Consider the following 22,414-nt stretch of genomic DNA (forward strand, 5'->3'; position numbering starts at 1 on the left):
TGAATATTTGCCTAGCGTTTAGGCGCAGCAGTACTTTCCCTGACGATTAATTCGGTATCTAACAAGCGGGAGCCACTTTGTACTGAATGCCCTTGTAACTGCTCAAGTAATAGTAACATGGCTTGCTGACCAATTTGATAACGTGGTTGTGCCACTGTGGTCAAGGGGGGATCGCAATACTGTGACAGTTTTAAGTCGTCAAAGCCGACCACCGAGACATCCTGCGGGACACGTAGCCCCATTCTCTTCGCCTGCCACATCGCACCTATCGCCATCACATCATTGTGACAAAATATTGCTGTTGGTGGTTGAGGGCGCTCCATCAGCGCGGCAAAAGTTTCAGCACCGGCTTCGTAGCTAAAGTCACCGCGCATAATATAGTCACTGTCGACCGCAATACCATTACGACGCAGTGCCTGAATATAACCCTGTAGCCGATAATGACATAGCGGCATACTTTCTGGCCCGGCAATACAGGCGATACGTTTATGCCCTAACTCATGTAGATAGTGTACGGCGTCAAAGGCGGCCGTCAGATTATCGATATGTACCGTTGGCAGTTCCAGTTCAGGGGCAAACTCATTTGCCATGACCATCGGTGGCAAATTGCGTTGTTCTTCTTTGCTGGCATCAAAAGGTAAGTTAGAACCTAACAGCAGCATGCCATCAATTTGCTTGGTGATAATCAAATTAACGAAGGTGCGCTCTTGCTGCGTCTGTTGTGCGCAATCGCCAATTAATATCAGATAACCTTGCTGGGCTGCGGCATGTTCAATACCCTGAATGATATCGGCAAAGAATGGGTCACTGATATCTGGGACGATAACCAGGATAGTGCGCGATTCATTACGTTTGATATTGCGAGATAAAGCATGAGGAGAGTAACCCACAGCCAGCACCGCTTGCTCCACTTTTTGCCGGGTCACTGTTGAAACTTTTTCAGGGTTCATCAACGCGCGTGATACCGTCGCAGTAGAAACACCTGCCATCTCGGCAACGTCTTTCATGGTGGCCATCGTGAATTCTTTCTTATGTTCCAACGCCTTTCTCCTTGCTCTGGCTCCGAGCCAGCACTAATGCTTGAGATATCCCGTGGCCAATGGCTCAGAATATTAACGGGTTGTCACACGTAAACCGGTAGGTCCGGTAAGCGCGCTCATATCCTTTCATGGCAGTGTGGTTTCGGTTAAATACAGACTTTCCGTCATTCTATACAGATAGTGAGGGCAATTTGTTACCTAATTTGCATTAAAAGTGTGACATAAGTAGGTTTTTTCGAACTGGCTCGCACAAAGCAGGGGAAACGATTGCTTTGAGTAGCAAATCAAACAATAAATCACGTAAATAACCCCAGTTACAACTTCAAGTAAGCGGGGTATTTAGCTGTCGATTGGATCGACATCTAACGTCCACTTAACTTTTCGTGCTTGCGGCAATGTATTGATAAGTGGCTGAGAAGTTTTAATCAGCCGTTGTAGTAATTGCCGAGAAGGGTGCTGCAACAATAATTGCCAGCGGAAGCGCCCACCGCGTTTAGCCTGCAATGCCGGAACCGGCCCCATAATCCATAATGCATCATCTTTCAGTGGGCTGGCCTCCAGCAAATTACGTAACTGTTGCAGAAACAGCGCCGATTGCTGGTTATCGTGGTCTTCACTGCGCACGATGATATGGCTGGTATAAGGCGGTAAAAATACGCTTTTACGCTCGGCCAATGCTTGCTTGGCAAAGGCATCGTAGCCTTGCTGTAGTAGAATTTGCAGTAGCGGATGTTCCGGATGGTGAGTTTGTAAAATCACTTCGCCTTGCTTACCCGCCCGCCCTGCACGGCCAGATACTTGGGTATAAAGCTGAGCAAAACGCTCCGCTGAGCGAAAATCTGCCGAGAATAGCGCACCGTCGACATCCAGTAATGCCACCAGAGTGACATCGGGAAAGTGATGGCCTTTTGCCAGCATTTGAGTGCCAATCAAAATGCGTGCGCCACCTTGATGAACATCCGCAAGGTGCTGCTCTAGCGAACCTTTTCGGCTAGTGGTATCGCGGTCGATACGGGTGATCGGGGTCTCCGGAAACAGCGGGGCAAGTTCATTTTCTAGCTGTTCGGTGCCGACCCCTACCGAGACCAGATGCGTTGAGCCACATTTAGGGCATTGTTGCGGTACCGGTCGCTGGCTGTCGCAATGGTGGCAACGTAACTGGCGATGATTCTGATGGAGTGTGTAATAGTGGTCACAGCGCTGGCATTCCGCAATCCAACCACATTCATGACACAACAGAGCGGGCGCATAACCTCGGCGGTTGAGGAATAAAATCACCTGGTTATCGGCCTGCAAATGGGTTTTGATGCGTTTTAGCAGGGGCTGAGAAAGGCCGACTTTTAGGGGTAAGCCCTTTAGGTCTAACAAGTGCTGCATCGCCGGTTTAGCATTCCCTGCCCGTTTTGACAGGGTTAACTGGCGATATTTCCCCATCTGCACGTTATGTAATGTTTCCAATGCCGGCGTTGCCGTGCCCATCACGATAGGGATATTTTCTTCACGGGCCCGGAATACGGCTAAATCCCTGGCATGATAACGCCAGCCTTCCTGTTGTTTATAAGAGCTATCATGCTCTTCATCGATAATGATAACGCCCAACCGGGAAAACGGCGTAAACAGAGCTGAGCGGGTGCCGATGACGATGGCGGCCTCGCCGTTACGCGCTCGCAGCCAGACCGATAAACGTTCGCTATCATTTAAGCCGGAATGGAGTACTTCAACCGGCGCGCTGAAGCGTTCGCGAAACCGAGCGATAGTCTGTGGTGTCAGGCCAATTTCAGGGACCAAAACCAAGGCTTGACGTCCTTGCGCCAGAATATTTTCCAGCACGCTGAGATAAACTTCGGTTTTACCTGAGCCGGTGACCCCCGCCAGCAACCAGGCGGCAAACTGGTTATCTTCACTGCGGATGGCTCCGACGGCGGTGGCCTGCTCGGTATTGAGTCGCAGACGTTCACCCAACACGGAAAAGCCAATGCGCCAGTCGGTGGTTGCCACTTCCTGTGCTCGCAGGTCAATCAGCCCTTTGCTGCGCAATGCTTGCAATGCGCTTTCTGTTAATGCCATCTCATTAACCTGATGGCGATAGACGGGTTTTTGCAATAATGCGGCAAGAGCTTGCTGCTGTTTGGGGGCGCGTTTTAAACTTTCAGGTGGCGTGGCCCGCCCCTGCTCAGTAGCGAACCATTGCCACAAAGGGGCCAATTGTGCAGGCTTCCCTTGGCGCAGTAAAATGGGCAGAGCATGGAACAGCACTTCGCCGATGGGATAGTGATAATACTCGGTCGCCCAACACAGAATGCGCCACAGGCTGGGTGGAAATAAACTGTAACTATCTAAAACGGCATCAACGGTTTTGAGTTGTTCAAGAGGAAATGCGCTGGTATCGCTGATACCCACGACAATCCCAATGGCTTTGCGTTTACCAAATGGCACACTGACGCGAGCACCAACTACCGGGCAGGCCATGGCGCTGTCTAAACGGTAGTCAAAGGTGCGGCTCAGCGGTACGGGTAATGCCACTTGAACAACCAACATGTGTTGTTATCCTGAATCAATAAATGGGTTTGAATAAAAAAAGATTGAATAGTTTACACTGCGTGCTTCAAAATGTGCGGATTCGATTGCGCGGTTTGGTCAAATTCTGTATGATTCGCCGCCTTTGATATAATTCGATATCAAACTCTGTTAACAGCCGTTGCTTACTTTACCAGCGATAGTTAGTTATCAATAAAATTATTATTTATCAATCGTGTGGTGTCTGGCGGAACAGGGCTGGATAGCGACACGGCCTAAATATAGAGGTTTTCCATGAAACAAGGTATCCACCCTAAATACGATCAAGTTACTGCTTCTTGCTCTTGCGGTAACGTTATCAAGATCAACTCAACTGTTGGTCATGACCTGAATCTGGACGTGTGCGGCGAATGCCACCCGTTCTACACTGGCAAGCAGCGTGATGTTGCTACCGGTGGCCGTGTTGACCGCTTCAACAAGCGTTTCAGCGTGCCGGGTGCTAAGAAGTAATTATTACCCGTCAGACGAAAAAGGCGCCTTGGGCGCCTTTTTTCATTTCTACAGCCCACTCCACTTTATGACTCATGAAACGAGTTGCTGCCGGAAATCAATATTCCCAGGTATCGGGATCAACACCCAATTCACGCATTAAAATCTTCGCGGCTTCCGGGATCTCATCACTGCGCTCTTTACGCAGATCTTCGTCGTTCGGTAGCGGCTGACCGGTAAATGCATGCAGAAAAGCCTCACACAACAATTCACTGTTGGTGGCGTGTCGCAGGTTATTCACCTGACGACGGGTCCGTTCATCGGTGAGGATTTTTAAAACCTTCAGCGGAATGGATACCGTAATTTTTTTGACCTGTTCGCTTTTCTTACCGTGTTCAGCGTAAGGGCTGACATACTCGCCGTTCCACTCAGCCATGGGACACCTTAAATTTGTCGGAAAATACAAAATTCTGAAAACCGGCCAATTATGCCCGATCTTCGCTGTTCTCACTAAATAAATGTCAATTTTACTAGACTAAGGTCACTGAAATAACCATTTTTGCTATTTATTGATAGCCATTGCCTTTCTTTGCCAGTTTTATGGCTAAACAAAACCCCATCGAAACCTGACTGACATCATTAAGATATCTAAAACCTATATAATTTTAGCGGTTATTATTCCATTGCTCAATCTATACGCAAAGAAGTTTAGATGTCCAGATGTATTGACGTCCGTAATTTGTGAGTCTACTCTGGCATAACATTTTCTCGATCCCGGCTGGTGGTAATCCATATGACGCGTAAACAGGCAACAATAGCAGTCCGTAGCGGGTTAAACGATGACGAGCAATACGGCTGTGTTGTCCCCCCAATTCACCTCTCCAGTACCTATAATTTTATCGACTTTAATCAGCCACGTGCCCATGACTATTCACGTCGCGGTAATCCGACGCGTGATGTCGTGCAGCGAGCGCTGGCAGAGTTGGAGGGAGGAGCTGGCGCGGTAATGACCAGCAGTGGGATGTCAGCGATTCATTTGGTATGCACCACATTTCTCAAACCGGGTGACCTGCTGGTTGCTCCGCATGACTGCTACGGTGGCAGCTACCGTTTATTTGATAGCCTCAGTAAACGTGGTGCTTATCGGGTGTTGTTTGTTGACCAAGGCGATGAAGTCGCCCTGAGCCGGGCATTGGCTGAAAAGCCCAAACTGGTATTAATTGAAACGCCAAGTAATCCGCTGTTGCGAGTGGTCGATATCGCGGCGATCTGTAAAGCCGCTCATGCCGTTGGCGCTCTGACTGTTTGCGACAATACGTTCCTCAGCCCAGCGTTGCAGCAGCCTCTCTCTTTAGGCGCGGATCTGGTAGTACATTCCTGTACCAAATATCTCAATGGGCATTCTGATGTGGTTGCCGGTGCGGTGATTGCCAAAGATCCGGAATTAGCCGTGGAGTTGGCGTGGTGGGCGAATAATATCGGTGTAACCGGTGCGGCATTTGATAGCTATCTGTTATTACGTGGTTTACGCACTTTATCGCCACGTATGGCACAGCAGCAGCGTAACGCGGATGACATTGTTCGTTATTTACAGCAGCAGCCTTTAGTGAAAAAGCTGTATCATCCTTCTCTGCCACAACATCCCGGCCACGAAATTGCTTGTCGTCAGCAAACGGGTTTTGGTGCGATGCTTAGTTTTGAGCTCGATGGTGATGAACAGCTACTGCGCCGTTTCCTCTCTGCCCTTGAATTATTTACTCTGGCAGAGTCTTTGGGCGGCGTCGAAAGCCTGATATCCCATGCAGCGACCATGACCCATGCCGGTATGGCGGCAGAAGCGCGCATTGCCGCAGGTATTACTGATAGCTTATTGCGTATTTCCGTGGGTATTGAAGACAGCGAAGATTTGATTGCCGACTTGGAAAATGCCTTCCAGTTGGCGGGAACGAGGTAAGCATGAATGCAACAGCGGTAGCAGCGGCGGTTACGGGTCGTCAACTGCATAAGTTTGGTGGTAGTAGCCTGGCAGATGTGAAGTGTTACCTGCGGGTGGCCAACATTATGGCCAACTACAGTCGCCCCGGCGATCTCATGGTGGTGTCTGCGGCAGGTAGTACAACTAACCAGCTGATTAGTTGGTTGAAGCTGAGTCAAAGTGACCGTCTTTCTGCTCATCAGGTGCAGCAAAATTTGCGTCGTTATCAACACGACCTGATTAGTGGCTTATTGTCGCCAGAAATAGCCGAATCACTGATTAGCGAGTTTATCCATGATTTGGAGCGCCTGGCCGGTCTGCTGGATAACAAAGTTGACGATGCCATTTATGCTGAAGTGGTTGGCCATGGTGAGATTTGGTCGGCCCGTTTGATGGCTGCGGTACTGAACAAGCTAGATATGGATGCAACCTGGCTTGATGCCCGCAGCTTCCTGCGCGCGGAACGTGCAGCACAGCCACAAATTGATGAAGGCCGATCTTATCCGTTGTTGCAGCAATTGATGGCGCAACATCCGCATCAGCGCTTAGTGGTGACTGGCTTTATTTCACGCAATAACGCCGGTGAAACCGTGTTGTTGGGGCGTAACGGCAGTGACTACTCCGCTACCCAAGTTGGTGCGCTGGCGGGTGTTGAGCGCGTCACCATCTGGAGTGATGTTGCCGGGGTATACAGCGCTGATCCACGTAAAGTGAAAGATGCCTGTTTACTGCCATTACTGCGGCTGGATGAAGCCAGTGAATTGGCTCGGTTGGCGGCTCCGGTGCTGCATACCCGCACGTTACAACCGGTTTCAGGCAGCGATATTGATTTACAACTGCGCTGTAGCTATCAACCGGAGCAAGGTTCAACCCGTATTGAGCGCGTACTGGCCTCTGGGTCTGGTGCCAAGATTGTGACCAGCCATGATGATGTTTGCCTGATCGAATTACAGATTGCCAGCCATCACGATTTCTCACTGGCACAAAAAGAGATTGATTTACTCCTCAAACGAGCGCAAATCAAACCGCTGGCGACGGGTATCCATCCTGACCGAAATCTATTGCAACTTTGCTATACCTCAGAAGTGGTTAACAGTGCGCTAAGAGTGCTGGAAGACGCCACGCTGCCGGGGAAATTATCTCTGCGTGAGGGCTTGGCTCTGGTGGCATTGGTTGGTGCGGGAGTGAGTAAAAATCCGCTACACAGCCACCGTTTTTACCAACAGTTGAAAGATCAGCCAGTTGAATTTATCTGGCAGGCAGAAGACGGTATCAGCATGGTTGCCGTTCTGCGTCTTGGGCCAACAGAGCACTTGATTCAGGGGTTGCACCAGTCATTGTTCCGCGCCGAGAAACGCATTGGTTTGATGCTGTTCGGTAAAGGCAACATTGGTGCCCGCTGGCTGGAGCTGTTTGCCCGTGAGCAAAAAAATATTTCGGCTCGCAGTGGCTTTGAGTTCGTGCTGGCCGGAGTCGTCGACAGCCGCCGCAGTCTGTTGAGCTATGACGGGCTGGATGCCAGCCGCACACTGGCATTTTATGATGATGAAGCCAAAGAACAGGATGAAGAGTCACTGTTCTTATGGATGCGGGCGCATCCGTTTGATGATTTGGTGGTGCTGGATGTGACCGCCAGCGAGTCACTTGCTGAGCAATATCTGGATTTCGCCAGCTACGGTTTCCACGTGATCAGTGCCAATAAACTCGCTGGTGCCTCTAGCAGTAATAATTACCGCCAAATCCGTGATGCTTTTGCCAAAACAGGCCGCCATTGGCTGTATAACGCCACTGTCGGTGCCGGTTTACCGGTGAACCACACCGTGCGTGACCTGCGTGATAGTGGTGACAGCATCTTGGCCATCAGCGGTATTTTCTCCGGAACGCTGTCTTGGTTGTTCCTGCAATTCGATGGCACGGTGCCTTTTACTGAGCTGGTGGATCAAGCTTGGCAACAAGGTCTGACGGAACCTGATCCACGAGTGGATCTCTCTGGTCAGGATGTTATGCGCAAGCTGGTTATTTTGGCCCGTGAAGCCGGTTACGACATCGAACCGAATCAGGTGCGAGTAGAATCACTGGTGCCTGCAGGAGCGGATGTCGGATCAGTGGATCAATTCTTTGAAAATGGCGAAGCATTGAATCAGCAAATGATTCAGCGCTTAGAAGCGGCGAATGAGATGGGGCTAGTATTACGTTACGTGGCACGCTTTGATGCCAATGGTAAGGCGCGGGTGGGTGTTGAAGCCGTTCGCGCTGACCATCCATTGGCCTCCTTGCTACCTTGCGATAACGTATTCGCCATTGAGAGCCGTTGGTATCGCGATAATCCGTTGGTCATTCGTGGCCCTGGGGCGGGTCGTGATGTCACCGCTGGAGCTATTCAGTCGGATTTAAACCGCCTGTCTCAACTGTTGTAATCTGCTTTTTCTAGCCTCCTTTACCTGGTGTAAGGGAGGCTAAATATCCCTTTATTCTCTGCATGAATTTTTCGCGTATTGCGTGTGAAGATTAATCATCGGCCTAAACTTATTTAAAAGTTGACTCTTTCGCTAACTTCGGTCATTTTCTATTTAGACGTCTAAACGTATAGACGCTCATAAATAAACAGTGACAGATAACATAAGTCGTCAAAACGACAATCATAGGCAATGGAGTAACAGGGTATGAGTTTTTTTCACGCAAACCAGCGGGAAGCGCTGAATCAAAGTCTGGCAGAGCTGCAAGGCCAGATTAATGTTTCTTTTGAATTTTTCCCGCCGCGTACCAGCGAGATGGAAGACACTCTGTGGAGCTCAATTGACCGTTTGAGCACTCTGAAGCCGAAGTTTGTCTCAGTGACTTATGGCGCTAACTCTGGTGAGCGCGATCGCACCCATAGCATCATCAAAGGCATTAAAGAGCGTACTGGCCTTGAAGCAGCGCCGCATCTGACCTGCATTGATGCCTCTCCGACTCAATTACGTGCTATCGCGACCGATTATTGGAATAGCGGCATTCGCCATATTGTTGCCTTGCGTGGTGATTTGCCACCGAACAGCGGCAAGCCGGAAATGTATGCTTCTGATTTGGTGACCTTGCTGAGAGACGTGGGGGATTTTGATATCTCTGTTGCGGCTTACCCGGAAGTGCATCCTGAAGCAAAAAGTGCGCAGGCAGACCTGATTAACCTGAAACGTAAGATTGACGCTGGCGCTAACCGTGCTATCACTCAGTTCTTCTTTGATGTTGAAAGTTATCTGCGTTTTCGCGACCGCTGTGTTGCCACCGGTATTGATGTCGAGATAGTTCCAGGTATTTTACCTGTGTCCAATTTTAAACAGCTCCAGCGCTTCGCCACGATGACCAATGTGCGGGTGCCTAATTGGATGAGCACTATTTTTGAAGGGCTGGATGATGATCCTGAGACCCGTAAAATGGTCGGGGCATCAGTTGCGATGGATATGGTGAAGATTCTGAGTCGTGAAGGTGTAAAGGATTTCCATTTTTATACCTTGAACCGTGCTGAGTTGAGTTATGCGATTTGCCATACCCTCGGGGTGAGGCCTTAGTTTTTTAAAGGGGCAATAGCCCCTTTAATCTCCATGATTTAGTCACTCGGTAACTGGTTCGGTTGTTAAAGCTTTACGGCTCACTCAATCTCCATCGCCGCAACCGCCAAGGGTGTACGCTTCACACCCTTGGCGGTTGGTTCATCGGAGGCTAAATAAACTCAGTGTTATAACAACCGAACCTATCACCCAATCACCTAAACCCACATCCTGTGTAGCAAACTCTAGCCGGTATTGCGCATCCCAGCCGCAACACCAGCAATTGTCACCATCAATGCCTGCTCAACACGGGCATCAGGGTGTGCTTGTTGGCGCGAGCGGTGTAGCAGCTCGGCTTGCAACACGTTTAATGGGTCGGTGTATACGTTACGCAACGCGATAGACTCTGCAATCCACGGCAAATCAGCCATTAAGTGGTCATCGTTGGCAATGGCCAACACCACTTTAATATCTGCTTCTAATTGGTCGCGTAATTGCTGACCTAGCGGCCACAAAGATTTATCCACCAGGCGCTGATCATAATATTCAGCCAGCCATAAATCGGCTTTAGCGAACACCATCTCCAGCATACCGATACGGGTAGAGAAGAATGGCCAATCACGACACATAGTGGCTAATGCTTCTTTCTTACCGGCATCAATCGCTTTTTGCAAACCTGCACCCGCACCCAGCCAGGCTGGCAGCATCAGACGGTTTTGCGTCCAGGCGAAAATCCATGGGATGGCCCGCAAACTCTCTACGCCACCATTTGGACGCCGCTTGGCCGGGCGTGAACCCAGTGGCAATTTACCTAATTCCAGCTCCGGTGTTGCCGCGCGGAAGTAAGGAACAAACTCTGGGTTCTCACGCACGTAACCGCGATACATATCGCAGGATGCATCAGACAGCAAATCCATCACCTCAACCCATTCTTTCTTCGGCTCTGGCGGTGGTAATAAATTAGCTTCCAGAATGGCACCTGCATACAGCGCCAAACTGCTGATAGTGACTTCCGGCAAGCCAAACTTGAAGCGAATCATCTCACCTTGCTCAGTGACACGTAAGCCGCCTTTCAGGCTACCCGGAGGCTGAGAGAGCAGGGCGGCGTGAGCCGGTGCCCCACCGCGACCAATCGAACCGCCACGGCCATGGAACAGTGTCAGGGAGATACCGGCTTTCTCACAGGTTTTGATTAATGCATCCTGCGCGCGATATTGCGCCCAAGAGGCGGCCATCACGCCGGCATCTTTCGCCGAGTCAGAATAGCCAATCATTACCATTTGTTTGCCTTGGATCAGGCCGCGATACCAGTCGATACTCAGCAACTGGGTCATCACGTCGTCGGCATTGTTGAGGTCATCAAGGGTTTCGAACAGTGGCGCTACCGGCAGAGTGAATGGACAACCGGCTTCTTTGAGCAGCAAATGCACCGCCAGCACGTCCGACGGCACTTTAGCCATGGAGATAACGTAAGCGGCGATAGAGCCTTGAGGCGCTTCGGCGATAACCCGGCAGGTTTCCAGCACTTCTTGTGTGTCGGCGCTAGGTTCCCATTTCAGTGGAACCAATGGGCGTTTGGAGTTCAGCTCGCGGATCAGGAAGGCTTGTTTATCGGCCTCAGACCAGCTTTCATAATCGCCAAGGCCCAGATAGCGGGTCAGTTCAGCAATCGCATCGGTATGGCGGGTACTTTCCTGACGCACATCGATACGCACCAATGGCACGCCAAAACAGCGTACGCGGCGCAGAGTGTCCAGCAATTGGCCGTTGGCGATGATTTCCATGCCACAGGTTTTCAGGGACTGATAGCACGCATAGAGCGGGTCCCACAGTTGATCATTGCTGACCAGCAAGTCAGTTGGCGGCAATACGCGCTCGCCTTTCAGACGGCTTTCCAGATAAGCCTGAGTATTGGTCAACTGAGTGCGCACGCGCTTCATCAGTTCACGATAAGGTTCAAGCACCTCTTCGCCACCGGCCAGTTCACGTAATTCCGGCGTACATTCCGACATAGAAAGCTCGGACACCAGCACCTGAATATCACGCAGGAACAAATCAGTCGCTTTCCAGCGGCTCAGTAACAGCACATGGCGAGTAATCTCGGCGGTGACATTTGGGTTACCGTCGCGGTCGCCGCCCATCCATGAGGTGAAACGAATCGGCACCGCCTCGACAGGCAAGCGGTAATCGAGGGAGTTTTGTAACTGCTCGTTAAACTCACGCAGGAATGCTGGCACACCTTCCCAGAGGCTATTTTCAACTACCGCAAAGCCCCATTTAGCTTCATCGACCGGGGAAGGGCGAATCTTACGAATTTCATCAGTATGCCATGATTGTGCAACTAACTGACGCAAACGACGCATGATCTTGTTGCGTTCGTAATCGGCTAAATCATTGTGATCCAGTTGGCTCAGGCAAGTATTCACTTCAACCAGTTTGTGGATCAGGGTGCGGCGAGTGATTTCGGTTGGATGAGCGGTTAACACCAGCTCGATGGATAACTCGTCAACCGCGCTGCGCATGTCCTTCTCGCTCAAATTTTTATCTTTTAAGCGGGTGAACAATTGTGCCAGAGCTTCCGGATTACTGGCCGCTTCACCATGTGGTGAAATACTGTGGTATTGCTCTGCCGTATTCGTCAGATTGAGGAATTGGCTAAAAGCACGGGCTACCGGCAGCAACTCGTCGTTGGACAGATTTTGCAGCGTCGTCAGTAGCTCCTGACGGCTTGCTTCATTACCAGCACGCGAAGATTTAGATAATTTACGGATGGTTTCTACCCGATCAAGAATGTGTTCGCCTAACGCTTCCTTGATGGTGTCCCCGAGTAGTTTGCCGAGCATACTGACGTTACTTCGCATTGCGGAATATTGTTCGTTCATATGACCCCTGACCCACATACCCTTCGTCCTTGACACCGCAGGGTTGTTAGCTACTTTCACTCACCCGAATCACTTACTTGAGTAAGCTCATCGGGACTCGTTCACTTGCTGCCGACCTGCGATGCCAATGACTTTGGGTATACGATTTCTTTTTGTAAATTAATTTCACTCAAAAGGCTGAGATGGACATTTCCACTCGCCGCGTTCAATTTCATACCCCAATTGACACTATTTTTAGCAAAAAAACATCAATTTTAGGGATATTGTTGAAATTTAATTACCGAGGTCAGGTTATCAGTCTGGCTAATCGGTAACTTTGATCCGCCTACCCCATTAGGGTTATTTCTGCTGACAGAAGTGATCAACGAGCTGACCAATTAGCTCGCGGGTTGGCTCGATAAAGGCCATGTCGATAAATTCATCCGGCTGATGGGCTTGATTGATAGACCCTGGGCCTAATACCAATGTTGGGCAAACTTGCTGGATAAACGGCGCTTCGGTGCAGTAGTTAACTACCGCAGTGCGCTCACCCAGTAATTTCTCGATAACCCCCACCATATGGTGATCGGTGGGGCATTCATAGCCCGGAATCGGCGGATGCAGTTCATCAATACTCAAGCGGCCCGGCCAGCGCTCACTTACCGGTGCCAATGCTTCAGTCATTAACTCATCCAGATCACTTAATGTCAGGCCCGGTAGCGGGCGGATATCCATATGTAATTCACAGCAAGCACAGATGCGGTTCGCGGCATCACCGCCATTAATATGACCGAAATTCATGGTCGGATAAGGAATGGCAAACGCCGGGTTGTTATAACGCTCTTGCAGAGTGGTGCGCAGTTTCATCAACTGAGTGATGGATTCATGCATCAAATCAATGGCATTCACCCCACGCGCGGGATCACTGGAGTGGCCAGACTGGCCGGTAATACGGATGGCATTAGAAATGTGCCCTTTGTGTGCCCGCACCGGCTGTAGTGATGTTGGCTCACCAATAATCGCGAAATCGGGGCGCAATTGGGTAGAGGCGGCAAAGTAGCGTGCGCCTGCCATGGTGGTTTCTTCGTCAGCCGTTGCCAGGATATACAGCGGCTTGTTCAATTTGCTGGCATCAATATCGCGTACCGCATCCAGAATAAAGGCAAAAAAACCTTTCATATCGGCGGTTCCCAAACCATACAACTTGTTGTCATGCTCGGTCAGGGTGAAAGGGTCGCGTGTCCAGCGCCCTTCATCATAAGGTACGGTGTCGGTGTGGCCCGCCAGTAGTAATCCACCTTGGCCTTCACCAATAGAGGCAAGCAGATTAAATTTGTGGCGGGTATCAGGCACGGGCTGGATTTCGACACGAAAACCCAGTTCAGCAAACCATCCGGCCAACAAGTTGATTAGCGACTCATTACTTTGGTCGAGAGCACTATCGGTGGCGCTGATCGATGGTGTGGCGATTAATGCCCGATATAGCTCAATAAATGGAGGTAATTTCATCTTCACTGTTGACAGCCTTTGGTTAGGATAGTATCAATATTCATGCAGTAATTATGAATAAAAATACATTAAGCTTGAGCGTAAGGGAACCCAAAAGCACCCTTAATTTTACGTAAATGTCAATGCTCAATCACGTGGGGGAACAGTAAAGCCTTGCTGAGAACCCGGATAACGGTTTTGAGTATTTATGTCTTTAAACGCATAAATACAATTTAGTCAGAAGGTAAACTAAACCCATGTTGAATACGCTGATTGTTGGTGCCAGTGGCTATGCCGGAGCGGAGCTTACGGCTTACCTGAATCGTCACCCACATATGAACATAACCGGTTTAACGGTTTCAGCGCAAAGTGCAGATGCAGGAAAATTACTTTCTGATCTGCATCCGCAACTCAAAGGCATTATTGATCTTCCGCTGCAACCCTTGGTGGATGTGGCTCAGGCGGCAAAAGGTGTTGATGTTGTCTTCCTCGCCACCGCCCATGAAGTTAGCCATGATTTAGCCCCACAATTCCTGGCGGCGGGTTGTGTGGTCTTTGATCTCTCGGGTGCATTCCGGGTTCAGGACGCGGCGTTTTATAGCCAATATTATGGTTTTGAGCATCAACATGCTGAGTGGCTGGATAAAGCGGTCTATGGGCTAGCTGAATGGCAGGCCGAAAATATTAAACAGGCGCAATTGATTGCCGTACCGGGTTGCTACCCAACCGCATCACAACTGGCACTTAAGCCATTGGTCGATGGCGGTTTGCTCAATGATGCACAATGGCCGGTGATTAACGCCGTCAGTGGTGTGAGTGGAGCGGGGCGTAAAGCCAGTATTGGCAACAGCTTTTGTGAAGTGAGTTTGCAGCCGTACGGCTTGTTTAACCATCGTCATCAACCGGAAATTGTTGCTCACCTTGGTACACCGGTCATTTTTACTCCGCATTTGGGGAATTTTGCCCGGGGCATTTTGGCGACGATCACTTGCCGTTTGAAAGTCGGAGTGACAGCGCAAGATATCGCCGAGGCATACCACAATGCGTATCAGGATAAACCACTGGTGCGGTTATATCAGCAAGGTGTGCCAGCCCTGAAAGCGGTGGTGGGTTTACCGTTCTGTGATATTGGTTTTTCTGTACAGGGCGAACATTTAATTATTGTCGCAACAGAAGATAACTTGCTGAAAGGTGCGGCGGCACAGGCCGTCCAATGCATGAATATACGTTTTGGCTTTGCGGAAACTCAGTCGCTGCTGTAGGCAATAGAGGGCAAGGCATCGAGCCAGAACCAGAAAACACTGAAATATTATCTAATTATACCCAATAGATTTCGAGTTGCAGGTAGGCGGCAACAGAATGAACTCAAGCAGTTGAGATAACTCAATAATTTGAGTGAATGATGGCAGCCAACAATCCTGCATCTTGAAAGATGACGGGTACATCGAGGCGAAACATAATGAATCCATTAGTCATTAAATTAGGTGGCGTGTTGCTGGACAGCGAAGAAGCGCTGGAACGCCTGTTTACTGCATTGGTAACCTATCGTGAGAAACATGAGCGTCCGCTTGTGATTATGCACGGTGGTGGTTGCCTGGTTGATGATTTGATGAAAAAACTCGCTTTGCCAGTGGTGAAGAAAAACGGCCTGCGTGTTACCCCAGCCGATCAGATTGATATTATTACCGGTGCATTGGCCGGTACTGCTAACAAAACCCTGCTGGCTTGGGCGGTAAAACACCAAATCAATGCTGTCGGTCTGTGTCTGGGCGATGGCAATACCGTAGACGTTACGCCACTAGATGCCGAGCTGGGGCATGTAGGTAAAGCACTGCCGGGTTCTCCGGCTTTGGTGCAAACCTTACTGGCGGCGGATTACATGCCAATCATCAGCTCTATTGGTATTACTGTTGATGGCAAATTGATGAATGTGAATGCGGATCAGGCCGCAACAGCATTGGCCGCCACACTGGGTGCAGATTTGATTTTACTGTCAGATGTCAGTGGCATTCTGGATGGTAAGGGCCAACGGATCGCGGAGATGACGGCGCAAAAAGCTGAGCAATTAATTGCTCAGGGCATCATTACTGACGGTATGGTGGTTAAAGTGAATGCGGCGCTGGATGCGGCACGTTCATTAGGCCGTCCGGTAGATATCGCCAGTTGGCGTCATGCCGATCAACTGCCAGCACTGTTTAATGGTGTGCCGATTGGTACCCGTATTCTGGCTTAATACCCGCTGTATTTGAAGTTGCAGCCGAATTACTGACGCAAGTTAGTTCTTCAAGATGAGCTCGTTTGCTACCTTGCTGCAACGCCAACAACTTTGGGTATATTATGATTTTTGATATCAACACAATTTCAATACCCATCATCCCTTAAGATGATGGGTATATTCACAATCTAGGGAAGCAAAATTATGGCATTGTGGGGCGGACGGTTCAGTCAGGCGGCAGATCAGCGTTTTAAGCAGTTTAATGATTCCCTGCGGTTTGATTACCGACTGGCTGAACAGGATATTATCGGTTCTGTTGCCTGGTCGAAAGCACTGGTCACAGTTGGCGTTTTGACAGATTCTGAACAGCAACAACTTGAGCAGGCACTTTCTGTTTTATTGGAAGAAGTGCAGGCCGATCCACACGCTATTCTGGCCAGTGATGCGGAAGATATCCATAGCTGGGTTGAAACCAAACTGATTGAAAAAGTGGGTGATTTAGGCAAAAAACTGCATACCGGGCGTAGCCGTAATGACCAGGTGGCAACCGATCTGAAATTGTGGTGTAAGTTCCAGATAACGGAATTAAAAACCGCGGTGCAGCAGTTGCAGCAGGCGCTGGTTATCACTGCTGAAGCTAACCAAGATGCCGTCATGCCGGGCTATACCCACTTGCAACGGGCACAACCTGTCACCTTCGCACACTGGTGTTTGGCTTATGCTGAAATGCTTTCCCGTGATGAAAGCCGCCTGCAAGACACGCTAAAGCGTTTGGATGTTAGCCCGTTAGGCAGTGGTGCGCTGGCGGGAACAGCTTATGCCATCGATCGTGAACAACTGGCGGGCTGGTTAGGTTTTGCTTCGGCAACACGTAACAGTCTGGACAGCGTTTCCGACCGCGACCATGTACTGGAATTGCTGTCTGATGCCAGCATTGGCATGGTGCATTTATCCCGCTTTGCAGAAGACCTGATCTTCTTCAACAGTGGCGAAGCGGCTTTTGTTGATTTATCTGATCGCGTTACGTCAGGCTCTTCCCTGATGCCGCAAAAGAAAAATCCAGATGCCTTGGAATTAATCCGTGGGAAATGTGGTCGGGTACAAGGCGCATTGACTGGGATGATGATGACGTTGAAAGGCTTGCCTCTGGCTTATAACAAAGACATGCAGGAAGACAAAGAAGGGCTGTTTGATGCACTCGATACTTGGCTTGATTGCCTGCATATGGCGGCGCTGGTGTTGGATGGCATTCAAGTAAAACGCCCGCGCTGTAAAGAAGCAGCTGAACAAGGTTATGCCAATGCGACAGAGCTGGCTGACTATCTGGTTGCCAAAGGTGTGCCTTTCCGTGAAGCTCATCATATCGTCGGTGAGGCGGTTGTTGAGGCGATTCGTCAGGGTAAAGCGTTAGAGGCTTTATCGCTAAGTGATTTGCAGAAATTCAGTGCGGTCATTAATGATGATGTGTATCCGATTCTGTCATTGCAATCTTGTCTGGATAAGCGGGTCGCTAAAGGCGGTGTTTCGCCTCAGCAAGTGGCATCGGCCATTGCTGAAGCTAAATCGCGGTTATTTTAATTTGCAGAGTATTAATGAATTACATTAATACTGGGAGCGGGCCACATTTATTGTGGTCCGTTTTGCGTTAGAGGAACACGTAAATATTTTATTTCTACCGACTTTACGTAGGGATTTTAATTCATTTAACGCCAACCACTATTTATTACTTATTTTTCTTATAAAACCAATGCACTCAATAGCATGCTGTTTTATTTTTAATATATTGTTGAGTTTATAACCAGAAATGATTATGATAATTATTATCAAATAATGGCGCTATAGTAAAACCTCTACTAGCATTAAAAAATAAAATGAATCAATTTAACTGAAATAGCAATGTATTTTACTGAAACAAATTACCTTGCCCTCTAATAAAGTAGAGCACTTTATTCCCTATGTAATGTTCCATTTATTTGATGTAGTAACATATTTAATTTATAGAAAATAACACAATATCACTCACCGGATAAATTTTATTATTTGGCGGTACTCCTATTTCTAAATTTTATTTCAAAGGCCATTAAATTATGGCTAATGATTAATATATATATTGTTTTTATATTAGTAAGGATGAAATCTCATAAATGGAAAATATAGTTAGAGATAAAGAAGCCACAATAAGACCAATGAATAAAATGGCATTAAGTCTTTTTTTTGCTCTCAGTGCGCAAGGTTATTCAGAGTGCGTGAATGCTGAATCAGCTAACGAGAATGACATGGTGTTAGATGAACTCAAAGTGGAGGGTTCAAGCCCCCTTAATGAGGGTGATTGGGTCTATGATGTACCTCGCTCAGTGAGTGAGATATCGCGCGAACAAATGGACAACAGGCCAGCCCGTCATGCCGCCGATATTTTGGAACAAACGCCGGGAGTTTACTCCAGTGTTAGCCAGAACGACCCTGCACTCTCGGTTAATATTCGTGGCATACAAGATTATGGCCGCATCAATATGAATATTGATGGCATGCGGCAGAACTTTATGAAAAGCGGGCATGGCCAGCGCCATGGTGTGATGTATATCGATCCAGAAATATTGAGCAATGTGGTTATTGAAAAAGGTGTCTCCAGCGGTATTGGTGGTGCGGGAGTGATTGGCGGAATTGCAACTTTTAATACCATTAATGCCAGTGACTTCCTTGAACCGGGAAAAGAAATTGGCGGCAAACTCCGCGCTATAACCGGTGATAATGGTACACAATTTATTGGTAGCGCCATGCTGGCATTAGGTAATGAATATGGCGATATATTAATCGCAGCCAGTGATCGTAATCTAAAAGACTATTGGCCGGGGAATAAAGGTTACCTTGGTGAAATACGCATGGGAGAGAAAGAAAGTAAATTTGACCATGATATTAAGAATAATAAAATCGCGTTTACGCATTATAAAATGCATTCCCGGCTAGCAAAAATAGGCTGGAATTTACCCGCCGATCAACGCTTGGAACTCAGTTATTTACAGACACAAGTACACAGCCCCAATGCTGGTATGTTTACTCTTTTATATGATAGGGCCACACCACATATTTTCACATATGGTTGGTTAAGCAACAGTGTTAGTGAAGTGATGAACCGCAATATCGGGTTGGATTATAGCCTAAAGCCGGAACATATTGCCTGGTTGGACGTCACCGCCAAAGTCTATTACGTGGATACTGATGATTACACCGATACCCACAACGCGAATGCCGTTTACCGCAAACAATATTGGACCCAAACCCGCCTGACTACCCACGGTTTACAACTACAAAATACCAGCTTATTGACTGATGCTGATCACTATCAATTACGCATTAAATATGGCCTTGAGTGGTTTAGTGACCGTTCCCGCGGGCGTACGACGAATGACTATCTGGATGCTATAACTCCAGTGGATAAAAGGGTAAATGGGCTGACGCCTGCGGGTCAGCGTGCCATCACCAGCACCTTTGCCCAGCTTAATTACGATTATAATGATTGGTTGCGGTTAGAAGGTGGGCTGCGGCATGATCAATTTCGCATACAAGGTAACACCTGGATGCCAACGAGAGGGCAGCGCCACCCTTATACTCGTGATAATCCTTGTGACTCAAGAGTACATGAGCAGTCTGAGCAGGAAAATACCCGGTGTTCTTCTAATGTACACCAAACGATGGCATGGGATGTGAATCGCCACGCAAGACAGTTTTCACCCACGGCCGGTATTGGTATTAAGCCTGGTGTTCCTTGGTTAGAGTTTTTTGGCCACTACGGTAAATCCTGGCGGCCACCGGCGATGACCGAAATGCTAGCTACCGGTAGTCCGCATGGTCACGGCTGGATTTTGCCTAATCCTTTGTTGGCGGCAGAGAACGCCAAAGCCTGGGAGGCGGGCCTGAATATTCAGCACACCGGTTTGTTTATCAATGAAGATCGCCTGGTTGCTAAGTTCGCCTACTTTGATACTCGGGTAACTAATTATATTAATCTTGAACTATCTAAACAAAAACCAAAGTTTGGTGGTAAATCCTTTGCGAATGCAACCTATATTAATAATTTACTGACAACCCATTTCCGTGGGTTGGAATATCAATTAAGTTATGATATGGGTTTGTTTTATACGACGATTAATTATACCAGAATGATTGGTGTTAATAGTGTTTGCTCAAAAACAGCCTGGTTAGGTGGAGTACAAAGGCATGGCATTATTAGGAACGGTTCTTGGAAAGCTCTTTCATATCCCATTGATGATAATCATGCAAATAATAAGATAGAATGCTACAGAGCAAGCAATTTATTTGGTTCTTCAGCTTATTTACCGGGTGATAGAGGCAGTTTGGTTTTGGGTGGAAGAATATTTGATCAAAAGCTGGATTTCGGTACTACTATCCGTTATAACAAAGGACATCAAGACAAGTCAGTGACGAATAATAGTGGCTTCCCCAATACCGCCTATGTAGCAGACTGGCCGAAGTATACGCTATTTGATATTTATGCCAGTTATAAGTTTACTAATAATTTAATTTTTAGCAGCACAATAGAAAATATCACTAACCGTGCCTATGTTGTTAATTATGGCGATTCTCTTTCACTTACCCCTAATCGTGGTCGTACTATTCAGGGGGGTATTGAATATAGATTTTAAATGTGAGGGTGAATATTAATTTATCATGTTATTTAGAATTTAAAGCATTCAGGTGGATTTATTATTTCACCTGTAGTCACTGTGATTCAATGATGAATTACAGGGTAATTTTTAATTAAAAGGATATTATTATGACAATGACTATTAAGTATTATGGGGATTTTGCTAATGAGTCTATCTCCTCTGCCAGCCAGCAATGGGCCACCGAAAATGGTGATATCACCACATCAAGCGCCAAACAATACGGAAGTTTTGCCGGAGGTGGCACTTTTAATGGCACTCAATATGCCGTGCCCAGCTCCCATGGCACAGATAAGGCGATGATTGTGGAAGGAGAACTAAAATACTCCTTTATGCCGCAACATACTTTCTCCGGCAAAATAGACAGCTTGGCACTGGGTAATAAATTAGAGAATAATACCAATGGTGTGGGCCAACAGCTTGTAGAACCCCAATTGAAATTCAGTGGATTAGATATTACTGGTGAGTTTGATCCCGCCAAAACTAAGGACGAGAACCACCAAGGCGAGATGCATAAAGCCACCTATGGCTTTATGCGTGGTGATGCCACGCCATTCCTGGATATCCTCAAAGCCAAAGGTATTGATGTAGATACCCCGCTGAAAGATCTGTCCATCGCCAGCCAATTTGATGTTAGCAGTGATGTGATGGCCGATGCACCTGTCATTGATACTATTGGGTCATATGACGGTGCTGAAATATTAATGGCCGCTTAATGTCAGAGATTAAATAATCATGTTTTTGTTATATAAATGAAATAATACCACCGTCATATTCTCTGGTTGGTCTGGCATATCTTATTGGCGGTGGTTCTAATAAATTGATAATTTCTTCTGTAGGTTAATATTGTTCAATGATGAGCTATATAGAGTAATCAATTAAAAGGATTTTAATATGACCGTGGAAATAAAGTATCACGCAGAAATTAAAAATGAAACCATATCATCATATACTCGTAAATGGGCAACTGAGTTTGGTGATATGCTGATAGAAAATGACACCGGTGATAATCACTACTTTCAATCTGGGACGTATAATTCTGATGGGTTTGGTGATCTATATGCTTTTATGAAGAAGAGTGACCAACAGGACGATATTAATGTTGCAATGGTGACGGGGTTTAAAACAAAAGTTGCAGTGGAAAATGATTTTGATCAACATATAACTCCCGGTCTCAGTGGTAAATTGGCATTTGGCGAGAGTATCATACCTATTCCTGAGAGTGAGTTAGATAATTCACCTGATGGAGATAACATATATTTTCAGCTTCAGAATACACAACTATCATTTAAGGGATTAGATAATACTGACGATATTGAGTATTCGTTCTATATGTTTTTCCATTCACAGTCACATCCCCATTGTCCCAGTGGTAAATCTCTTGGCGTCTACAGCTTATTGAGGGGGGATGCTGAGCCAATATTGGCAAAGTTAAAAGCGCAAGGTGTTGATGTGGATATACCACTTAAAGATATGGCTATAGCTAATCAGTTTTATGCCATGCCGGTTAACTCTCCTGTGATTGATACTATCGGTGTTACTGAAGGAAGCGAAGTGTTACTCGCTGCTTAATAAAGAGCATTGGAAAATAATTTTGGGGCTGGATAAGAACACCACCGC

At 47.7% G+C, this 22,414-nt stretch carries 15 protein-coding genes; 10 read left to right on the forward strand and 5 right to left on the reverse strand.

What is annotated here, in order from left to right; genetic code table 11:
• Nucleotides 1–11: 11 nt before the first annotated feature.
• Together cytR and priA are read right to left on the reverse strand one after the other, a co-directional pair.
• Nucleotides 12–1,040 (reverse strand): DNA-binding transcriptional regulator CytR, encoded by a 1,029-nt coding sequence (gene cytR, locus DJ58_RS08460; protein WP_032911478.1) that lies wholly within the window; start codon nucleotides 1,038–1,040, stop codon nucleotides 12–14.
• Nucleotides 1,041–1,379: 339 nt separating this feature from the next.
• Nucleotides 1,380–3,578: a primosomal protein N' gene (priA, locus tag DJ58_RS08455; protein ID WP_004710547.1), complete on the reverse strand. Its 2,199-nt coding sequence runs from the start codon at nucleotides 3,576–3,578 to the stop codon at nucleotides 1,380–1,382.
• Between the two features lie 273 nt (nucleotides 3,579–3,851).
• On the opposite strand from priA, the gene rpmE reads away from it, so the two are divergent.
• Nucleotides 3,852–4,067: a 50S ribosomal protein L31 gene (gene rpmE / locus DJ58_RS08450; protein WP_004710548.1), complete on the forward strand. Its 216-nt coding sequence runs from the start codon at nucleotides 3,852–3,854 to the stop codon at nucleotides 4,065–4,067.
• 97 nt (nucleotides 4,068–4,164) lie between these two features.
• On the opposite strand, the gene metJ is transcribed toward rpmE, so the two are convergent.
• Nucleotides 4,165–4,482: a met regulon transcriptional regulator MetJ gene (metJ, locus tag DJ58_RS08445; protein ID WP_004392248.1), complete on the reverse strand. Its 318-nt coding sequence runs from the start codon at nucleotides 4,480–4,482 to the stop codon at nucleotides 4,165–4,167.
• 357 nt (nucleotides 4,483–4,839) lie between these two features.
• On the opposite strand from metJ, the gene metB reads away from it, so the two are divergent.
• The 3 genes from metB to metF all read left to right on the forward strand — a co-directional run bounded on the left by metB (nucleotide 4,840) and on the right by metF (nucleotide 9,569).
• The gene (gene metB, locus DJ58_RS08440; protein ID WP_032911480.1) at nucleotides 4,840–6,000 is read left to right on the forward strand and encodes a cystathionine gamma-synthase; all 1,161 of its coding nucleotides are present in this window, start codon (nucleotides 4,840–4,842) and stop codon (nucleotides 5,998–6,000) included.
• Between the two features lie 2 nt (nucleotides 6,001–6,002).
• The gene (locus tag DJ58_RS08435; RefSeq protein WP_004710552.1) at nucleotides 6,003–8,438 is read left to right on the forward strand and encodes a bifunctional aspartate kinase/homoserine dehydrogenase II; all 2,436 of its coding nucleotides are present in this window, start codon (nucleotides 6,003–6,005) and stop codon (nucleotides 8,436–8,438) included.
• A gap of 246 nt (nucleotides 8,439–8,684) precedes the next feature.
• Nucleotides 8,685–9,569 carry a methylenetetrahydrofolate reductase gene (metF, locus tag DJ58_RS08430; RefSeq protein WP_004710554.1) on the forward strand — a complete coding sequence of 295 codons (885 nt, stop codon included), beginning with the start codon at nucleotides 8,685–8,687 and terminating at the stop codon, nucleotides 9,567–9,569.
• A 224-nt stretch (nucleotides 9,570–9,793) separates the two neighbouring features.
• Here the strand turns inward: metF and ppc are convergent, their stop codons facing one another.
• Both ppc and argE read right to left on the reverse strand, forming a co-directional pair.
• Nucleotides 9,794–12,430, reverse strand: coding sequence for a phosphoenolpyruvate carboxylase (ppc, locus tag DJ58_RS08425; protein ID WP_004710555.1), 2,637 nt, complete (start codon nucleotides 12,428–12,430; stop codon nucleotides 9,794–9,796).
• Nucleotides 12,431–12,769: 339 nt separating this feature from the next.
• A complete protein-coding gene (gene argE / locus DJ58_RS08420; RefSeq protein WP_004710559.1) occupies nucleotides 12,770–13,918 on the reverse strand; it encodes an acetylornithine deacetylase in 1,149 nt (382 codons plus the stop codon).
• 236 nt (nucleotides 13,919–14,154) lie between these two features.
• Here argE and argC point away from each other — a divergent pair, with 236 nt between their 5' ends.
• From argC to DJ58_RS08390, 6 genes are all read left to right on the forward strand, one after another.
• On the forward strand, nucleotides 14,155–15,159 hold the full coding sequence (gene argC / locus DJ58_RS08415; RefSeq protein WP_004710560.1) for an N-acetyl-gamma-glutamyl-phosphate reductase: 1,005 nt from the start codon (nucleotides 14,155–14,157) through the stop codon (nucleotides 15,157–15,159).
• A gap of 197 nt (nucleotides 15,160–15,356) precedes the next feature.
• Complete coding sequence (argB, locus tag DJ58_RS08410) at nucleotides 15,357–16,130, forward strand: acetylglutamate kinase (RefSeq protein WP_004710562.1); 774 nt, start codon at nucleotides 15,357–15,359, stop codon at nucleotides 16,128–16,130.
• A 186-nt stretch (nucleotides 16,131–16,316) separates the two neighbouring features.
• On the forward strand, nucleotides 16,317–17,690 hold the full coding sequence (gene argH, locus DJ58_RS08405; RefSeq protein WP_004710564.1) for an argininosuccinate lyase: 1,374 nt from the start codon (nucleotides 16,317–16,319) through the stop codon (nucleotides 17,688–17,690).
• 566 nt (nucleotides 17,691–18,256) lie between these two features.
• A complete protein-coding gene (locus DJ58_RS08400) occupies nucleotides 18,257–20,773 on the forward strand; it encodes a TonB-dependent hemoglobin/transferrin/lactoferrin family receptor (RefSeq protein ID WP_004710565.1) in 2,517 nt (838 codons plus the stop codon).
• A gap of 131 nt (nucleotides 20,774–20,904) precedes the next feature.
• Entirely contained in the window at nucleotides 20,905–21,510 is a 606-nt protein-coding gene (locus DJ58_RS08395) for a heme acquisition protein HasA (protein WP_032911482.1), read from the forward strand.
• A 178-nt stretch (nucleotides 21,511–21,688) separates the two neighbouring features.
• Nucleotides 21,689–22,366 carry a heme acquisition protein HasA gene (locus DJ58_RS08390; protein ID WP_004710568.1) on the forward strand — a complete coding sequence of 226 codons (678 nt, stop codon included), beginning with the start codon at nucleotides 21,689–21,691 and terminating at the stop codon, nucleotides 22,364–22,366.
• Nucleotides 22,367–22,414: the final 48 nt, after the last annotated feature.

It is taken from the genome of Yersinia frederiksenii ATCC 33641 (assembly GCF_000754805.1).
GTDB lineage: Bacteria > Pseudomonadota > Gammaproteobacteria > Enterobacterales > Enterobacteriaceae > Yersinia > Yersinia frederiksenii.

Bases quoted from the DNA above. Each gene is read 5' to 3' on its own strand.
- priA (WP_004710547.1), bottom strand. From the start codon at position 3,578: ATGTTGGTTGTTCAAGTGGCATTACCCGTACCGCTGAGCCGCACCTTT.
- rpmE (WP_004710548.1), top strand. From the start codon at position 3,852: ATGAAACAAGGTATCCACCCTAAATACGATCAAGTTACTGCTTCTTGC.
- metJ (WP_004392248.1), bottom strand. From the start codon at position 4,482: ATGGCTGAGTGGAACGGCGAGTATGTCAGCCCTTACGCTGAACACGGT.
- metB (WP_032911480.1), top strand. From the start codon at position 4,840: ATGACGCGTAAACAGGCAACAATAGCAGTCCGTAGCGGGTTAAACGAT.
- DJ58_RS08435 (WP_004710552.1), top strand. From the start codon at position 6,003: ATGAATGCAACAGCGGTAGCAGCGGCGGTTACGGGTCGTCAACTGCAT.
- metF (WP_004710554.1), top strand. From the start codon at position 8,685: ATGAGTTTTTTTCACGCAAACCAGCGGGAAGCGCTGAATCAAAGTCTG.
- ppc (WP_004710555.1), bottom strand. From the start codon at position 12,430: ATGAACGAACAATATTCCGCAATGCGAAGTAACGTCAGTATGCTCGGC.
- argE (WP_004710559.1), bottom strand. From the start codon at position 13,918: ATGAAATTACCTCCATTTATTGAGCTATATCGGGCATTAATCGCCACA.
- argC (WP_004710560.1), top strand. From the start codon at position 14,155: ATGTTGAATACGCTGATTGTTGGTGCCAGTGGCTATGCCGGAGCGGAG.
- argB (WP_004710562.1), top strand. From the start codon at position 15,357: ATGAATCCATTAGTCATTAAATTAGGTGGCGTGTTGCTGGACAGCGAA.
- argH (WP_004710564.1), top strand. From the start codon at position 16,317: ATGGCATTGTGGGGCGGACGGTTCAGTCAGGCGGCAGATCAGCGTTTT.
- DJ58_RS08400 (WP_004710565.1), top strand. From the start codon at position 18,257: ATGGAAAATATAGTTAGAGATAAAGAAGCCACAATAAGACCAATGAAT.
- DJ58_RS08395 (WP_032911482.1), top strand. From the start codon at position 20,905: ATGACAATGACTATTAAGTATTATGGGGATTTTGCTAATGAGTCTATC.
- DJ58_RS08390 (WP_004710568.1), top strand. From the start codon at position 21,689: ATGACCGTGGAAATAAAGTATCACGCAGAAATTAAAAATGAAACCATA.